Here is a 1,853-nt window from a genome sequence, read left to right on the forward strand (position 1 = left end):
CTCCTTTGCTCATTTAGTTTATAGGTATAAACTATTCAACTTTAAAAATAGTTTATAGGACTAAACTTTATTCTGTCAATAAATTTATGTCTGACTGTCTTCATATATGATAAAGATAAACGGAATTCTAAAAGATACCGCTTACATCAGCTTTTTTGGTTGTCAAAGCTCCATCACTTAAGTATTATTAGTAATTGACTTCTTTTCAAGGAGATATAAATTTTATAGACAGAAAGGGTGATCACACATGAATACAATGCATGCTAATGAGCAGATCAGTAAGAAAGATTCCTTTCCAATTGCTCTCATCTCGTTGACTCTTGGAGCTTTTGCTATTGGAATGACGGAATTTGTTATTATGGGGATACTTCCTAACGTTGCGGAAGACCTTCATGTTAGCATTTCGACTGCTGGCCAGCTAATTACAAGCTATGCGTTAGGAGTAGCAATCGGCGCGCCAATTTTAACCATTTTTACTCATCGACTTCCTCAAAAGCTTCTGCTTTGTTTACTTATGCTTTTATTTATTCTCGGAAATGCAATTGCTATTATTGCACCCAGCTATGGAATTTTAATGGGAGCTCGTTTAGTTACAGCATTATGTCACGGTACTTTCTTTGGAGTAGGCGCTGTTATTGCTTCACGGCTCGTACAACCTCATAAACGTGCAAGTGCTGTCGCAACGATGATGGCAGGTTTAACCATTGCAAATATCATCGGTGTTCCTGTGGGAACATTCATTGGGCAACACTTAGGCTGGAGAGCTTCGTTTGGGGCTATTACGATCATGGGGATTATTGCATTTATTGGTATTATTCTGTTTATCCCAAAACTTGGTCAAGACAAATTAACGGGTCTAAAACAGCAGTTTGCTGCTTTTACTCAACCAAAACTTCTTGTGATGCTTCTTTTAAGCGCAATAGGATGCGGCAGTTTATTCACTGTATTTACGTACATTACACCGCTTCTTGAAGACGTTACAGGAGTAAGTGAACATAGCGTTACGTGGATACTTGTATTATATGGATGCGGCGTTACGCTCGGAAACGTTGWTGGAGGCAAGCTAGCAGACTGGAAGTTAATGCCTTCAGTTGTAGGTATATTTGCTTTTCTTTGTATTGTGCTGACTATTTTTACGTTTACCGTTAAAAGCCCAGCAGCAGCAATTATCACGCTGTTTTTCTGGGGAGCAGCAGCATTTGCTGTAATGCCTGGTATTCAAGTGAAAATTATGAACTTAGCACAGGAAGCACCTGCTTTAGCTTCTACTTCGAATCACTCGTTTGCTAACTTAGGAAATGCTTTTGGCGCCTTTTTCGGAGGCGTAATTATTAATCATATGGGACTTACTTCACTTCCTTGGGTCGGCGCCATTTTTGTAGGAACGGCTTTTATTATCAGCACTTGTCTTTTTATTGTGGAGACACGCAAAAAACATAGTGAACAATCGTCCTAACTGTCTAACAACCGAACAATAAGTAGAAAAAGAGCCTTTCTTTGCTGAAAGGCTCTTTTTCTACTTTTAACTTGCTTTTTTCATTTCTTTACTTGTTAATCGACTGTGTTTACGAGAATAACCGACATATACAACTATACCAAGCACAATCCATATGCTAAAATACAGCCATGTTGTTTTAGGAAGATTAATCATTAAAAACAAACAAGATAATACAGATAAAATTGGTAAAACCGGGACAAACGGCATTGTAAATCCACGTTTTAAAGTTGGGTGCGTTTTACGTAAAATGATAATGCTGACGCCCACCATGCCGAAAGTTAAAAGAGCTCCGATATTTGCTAAATTCGCAAGTTCTTTTAGATCAATAAACCCTGAAATTAACGCTCCGATAATC

Annotated in this window: 2 protein-coding genes; one reads left to right on the forward strand and one right to left on the reverse strand. The window is 38.1% G+C overall.

Going from position 1 to position 1,853, the window contains the following annotated elements; translation table 11 throughout:
- The first annotated feature begins 247 nt into the window (after positions 1-247).
- Positions 248-1,456: an MFS transporter gene (locus AC1DRF_RS25650; protein ID WP_477742034.1), complete on the forward strand. Its 1,209-nt coding sequence runs from the start codon at positions 248-250 to the stop codon at positions 1,454-1,456.
- A gap of 66 nt (positions 1,457-1,522) precedes the next feature.
- Here the strand turns inward: AC1DRF_RS25650 and AC1DRF_RS25655 are convergent.
- A partial coding sequence (locus AC1DRF_RS25655; protein WP_477742035.1) for an amino acid permease C-terminal domain-containing protein occupies positions 1,523-1,853 on the reverse strand: 331 nt, incomplete at its 5' end.

The organism is Priestia sp. P5_B4, assembly GCF_056400385.1.